Consider the following 4,173-nt stretch of genomic DNA (forward strand, 5'->3'; position numbering starts at 1 on the left):
CGACCCCTCCGAGGTCGTCGCCGTCGGCGACAAGGTCGAGGCCCTCGTCCTCCAGAAGGAGGACAAGGAAGGCCGCCTGATCCTGTCCAAGAAGCGCGCCCAGTACGAGCGCGCCTGGGGCACCATCGAGCAGGTGAAGGAGGAGGACGGCGTCGTCGAGGGCACCGTCATCGAGGTCGTCAAGGGCGGCCTCATCATCGACATCGGCCTGCGCGGGTTCCTGCCTGCCTCGCTCGTCGAGATGCGCCGCGTGCGCGACCTGCAGCCGTACGTCGGCCAGACGCTCGAGGCGAAGATCATCGAGCTGGACAAGAACCGCAACCACGTCGTGCTCTCGCGCCGTGCGTGGCTCGAGCAGACCCAGTCCGAGGTCCGCCACGGCTTCCTCACCCAGCTCCAGAAGGGCCAGATCCGCAAGGGTGTCGTGTCCTCGATCGTCAACTTCGGTGCGTTCGTCGACCTCGGCGGCGTCGACGGTCTCGTCCACGTCTCCGAGCTGTCCTGGAAGCACATCGACCACCCGTCCGAGGTCGTCACCGTCGGCGACGAGGTCACCGTCGAGGTGCTCGACGTCGACATGGACCGCGAGCGCGTCTCGCTGTCGCTGAAGGCGACCCAGGAGGACCCGTGGCAGCACTTCGCCCGGACCCACCAGATCGGTCAGATCGTGCCCGGCAAGGTCACCAAGCTGGTGCCCTTCGGCTCGTTCGTCCGTGTCGAGGAGGGCATCGAGGGCCTGGTGCACATCTCCGAGCTGGCCGAGCGGCACGTGGAGATCCCCGAGCAGGTCGTCCAGGTCAACGACGACGTCATGGTCAAGATCATCGACATCGACCTCGAGCGTCGCCGGATCTCGCTGTCGCTCAAGCAGGCCAACGAGACCGCGACCGCGGCCGACGTCGAGGAGTTCGACCCCACGCTGTACGGCATGGCGGCGACCTACGACGACCAGGGCAACTACGTCTACCCGGAGGGCTTCGACTCCGACACCGGCGAGTGGCTCGAGGGCTTCGACGAGCAGCGTGCGGTCTGGGAGGAGCAGTACGCCAAGGCGCACGCTCGCTGGGAGGCCCACGTCAAGCAGCAGGCCGACGCCAAGGTGGCCGATGCCGAGGCCGGCGAGGCGACGTCCTACTCCTCCGGTGGCGAGGTCGCCGAGGGTGAGGGCGACGGCGGTTCGCTCGCCTCCGACGAGGCGCTGCAGGCGCTCCGCGAGAAGCTGACCGGCGGCCAGGCCTGATCGCCTAGCCCCACCAGCTCCACCTGATCCACCTGATCGACGACGAAGGCCCGGTCCCCGTGAGGGGGCCGGGCCTTCGTTCGGTCGTGATGCGGTCGGGCAGCTGGCAGGTCGCGGTGGTCAGGCGGCGCGTCGGTACGTCGGCCGCGCGGTCGGGACGGCGGGAGCGGCTGCGGTCGTGGTCCGGCCGGTGGGGCGGTGGGCGAGCAGCCGGCGCGGGGTGGAGGTGAAGCGGTCACCGGCGGCGTAGGCGAGCAGGCTCGTCATGAGGAGGAGCAGGAGGAGGAGTGTCGCGAAAGTGGTCATGGCAGTAATCATGCTCCCGCTGCGATGCTGCCACGAGTGGCAGAGATGACGGGCTTGCTCGATTTTCTGCCAACCGGCGGTTAGGCTGCCGGCATGGACAAGGTCGCGGTCATCGTGCAGGACGGGGCCGAGCCGTTCGGGCTCGGTTCACTGGTCGAGGTGTGGGGCGAGCCCTACCACGCCGACGACGACAACCCGGTGTTCGACTTCCAGGTCTGCACCCCCCGCCCGGGTCGGGTCAAGGGCCGCGCGGGCTACGACCTGCTCGTCGAGCGCGGCCTCGACGCCACCGCTGACGCCGACCTCGTCTGCATCTCCCCGTTCCACGACTTCCTCGACTTCGATCCGCTGGTCCTCGAGGCCGTCCGTGCGGCCCACGAGCGCGGGGCGATCATCTACGCCCACTGCAGTGCTGCGTTCACCCTCGGCGAGGTCGGTCTGCTCGACGGCCGCGAGTGCACCACCCACTGGCGCTACACCGACCGTCTCGCCGCCCGCTACCCGTCGGCGATCGTGCGTCCCGACGTCCTCTACTGCCACCAGGGCAACGTCCTCACCGGCGCCGGGTCGGCCGCCGGCATCGACGCCTCGCTCCACCTGATGCGCGAGACCTTCGGTGCCCGGGTCGCGGCCACGACGGCCCGCCGCATCGTCGTCCCTCCCCACCGCGACGGCGGCCAGGCCCAGTTCATCGCCCGTCAGGTCGTCGACTGCCAGGCCGAGACCCTGGGGGCGGTGCTCACCTGGGCCACCGAGAACCTCGCCGACAACCTCGACGTCGACACCCTCGCCCGCAAGGCCCACATGTCGCCGCGCACCTTCGCCCGCCGCTTCCGCGACGAGACCGGCACGACGCCCCACTCGTGGGTCACCGCGCAGCGGCTCCAGCTGGCCGAGGAGATGCTCGAGCGCACCGACAACCCGATCGACCAGATCGCCACCGAGGTCGGCTTCGGCAACGCCGCCACCCTGCGCCACCACTTCACCCGGGTCCGCGGGGTCAGCCCCCAGGTCTACCGGCGTCAGTTCGCCTGTTGACCGCAGAGCTGCCCCTCCGTCGCAGCTCTCGAGACAGATTTCGACGCGCCCGTTCCGGCCTCGTCCCTCGGCCGGAGGGCCCGCTCAATCTCCGCCCGCGACGGAGCTGCTCCTTCGTCGCAGCTCCTGCGTGCGGACCTTCCCGGTGAGGGTGCGGGGCAGCTCGTCGAGGAAGAACCAGGTCTTGGGCCGCTTCGGCGGAGCGAGGCGTTCCCGCGCCCAGGCTGCCAGCTCGTCCTCCGAGGCCGTGCCGACGACGGCCGCGCAGACCCGCTGGCCCCAGTCGGGGTCGTCGACGCCGTAGACGGCGACGTCGTCGACGCCGGGGTGCTCACCGAGGACCCGCTCGACCTCGAGCGGATAGACGTTGACGCCACCGCTGATGACGAGGTCCTCGCGACGCCCGTCGAGGAACAGGTAGCCGTCGTCGTCGAGACGTCCCAGGTCGCCCACCGTGAAGGCGTCACCCCGCCAGGCGGCGGCCGTCTTGGCCGGGTCGTCGTAGTACTCGAAGCGCGCGTGCCGCGGCACCGCGCACCAGATGGTGCCGTCGTCGTCGACGGCGAGCGTGCGACCGGGGCGCGCCCGGCCGACGGTGCCGGGACGCTCGAGCCACTCCTCGCTGCGGCAGGCGGTGAACTGGCCCTCGGTCGAGCCGTAGAACTCCCACGTCGAGCCGGCCGGGAAGAGGTCGATGAGCCGTCGCTTCACGGCGGTGGGGCAGGGGGCGCCGGCATGGGCGACCAGCCGGAAGGACGACAGGTCGGGCACCCCGACCTCGTCCCAGTGCGCGAACAGCCGCTGCAGGTGGGTGGGGACGCAGAACACGGTGGTGGGGCGCTCGCTGGTGATGGCTGCCGTCACGGCCGCCGGGTCGAACGGACCGGGCAGCACCACCCGCCCGCCGGCCAGGACCGTGCCGACGGCGAAGCGCAGCGGCGCGGAGTGGTAGAGCGGGCTCAGCACGAGGTTGACGTCGTCGGCGGCGAAGCCCCACAGGTCGCGCTCCTCGGCCACCAGCGCCTCGGCGTCGCCGGGGTCGAGCAGCCCGCTCCACACGCCCTTGGGGTTGCCCGTCGTGCCGCTGGTGCAGTGCATGGGCCGGGCCCGCGGGGTGCCGCGGTCGTCGGTGGTCACGGCGGCCAGGCCCGCTTCGTCGGTGACGACACGGGTGGGGGAGAGCGGCGCGAGGATCCGCTCGCGCTCGGCCTCGGTGAGCCGCGGGTCGAGCGGGATCGGGACGACCCCGCGGGCCAGGAGCGACAGCACGGCGTCGAGGTAGGCCGTCGACGGAGGGACCAGGAGGGCGACCCGGTCGCCCTCGAGCAGGTCGGGCTCGCTCACGTGAGCCCGAGGTCGACGGCGTACTGGTCGACGACCGACGCGAAGTGCGTCTCGTAGTCGAGCACGCCGTTGTGCATGTGGCCGAACAGCTCCAATGACACGTGCCCGAACAGCGCCGTCCACACCGCGAGGCCGCGGACGCCGTACGCCGGGCTCAGCGGCGGCTCGACCAGGGCCAGGACCGGGGCCAGGGCGGCCTTCTCGGCGGTCGAGACCCGCTCGGGGCCGCGCGGTCGGCGGCCGGC

General features: G+C 71.4%; 5 protein-coding genes. 2 read left to right on the forward strand and 3 right to left on the reverse strand.

Going from position 1 to position 4,173, the window contains the following annotated elements:
- Positions 1–1,240 (forward strand): 30S ribosomal protein S1 (rpsA, locus tag Q7T52_RS06400; protein WP_304800538.1); only part of this gene is annotated, 1,240 nt, incomplete at its 5' end.
- Between the two features lie 120 nt (positions 1,241–1,360).
- On the opposite strand, the gene Q7T52_RS06405 is transcribed toward rpsA, so the two are convergent.
- The gene (locus Q7T52_RS06405) at positions 1,361–1,546 is read right to left on the reverse strand and encodes a hypothetical protein (protein WP_304800540.1); all 186 of its coding nucleotides are present in this window, start codon (positions 1,544–1,546) and stop codon (positions 1,361–1,363) included.
- A gap of 93 nt (positions 1,547–1,639) precedes the next feature.
- Between Q7T52_RS06405 and Q7T52_RS06410 the strand changes: the two genes are divergently transcribed.
- Positions 1,640–2,584 (forward strand): GlxA family transcriptional regulator, encoded by a 945-nt coding sequence (locus Q7T52_RS06410; protein WP_304800542.1) that lies wholly within the window; start codon positions 1,640–1,642, stop codon positions 2,582–2,584.
- 84 nt (positions 2,585–2,668) lie between these two features.
- Here the strand turns inward: Q7T52_RS06410 and Q7T52_RS06415 are convergent, their stop codons facing one another.
- Complete coding sequence (locus Q7T52_RS06415; protein WP_304800544.1) at positions 2,669–3,928, reverse strand: class I adenylate-forming enzyme family protein; 1,260 nt, start codon at positions 3,926–3,928, stop codon at positions 2,669–2,671.
- The coding region (locus Q7T52_RS06420; RefSeq protein WP_304800546.1) for a WHG domain-containing protein at positions 3,925–4,173 on the reverse strand (249 nt) is incomplete at its 5' end. The genes Q7T52_RS06415 and Q7T52_RS06420, both read right to left, overlap by 4 nt.

It is taken from the genome of Nocardioides sp. (genome assembly GCF_030655615.1).
In the GTDB taxonomy this organism is placed as follows: Bacteria; Actinomycetota; Actinomycetes; order Propionibacteriales; family Nocardioidaceae; genus Nocardioides.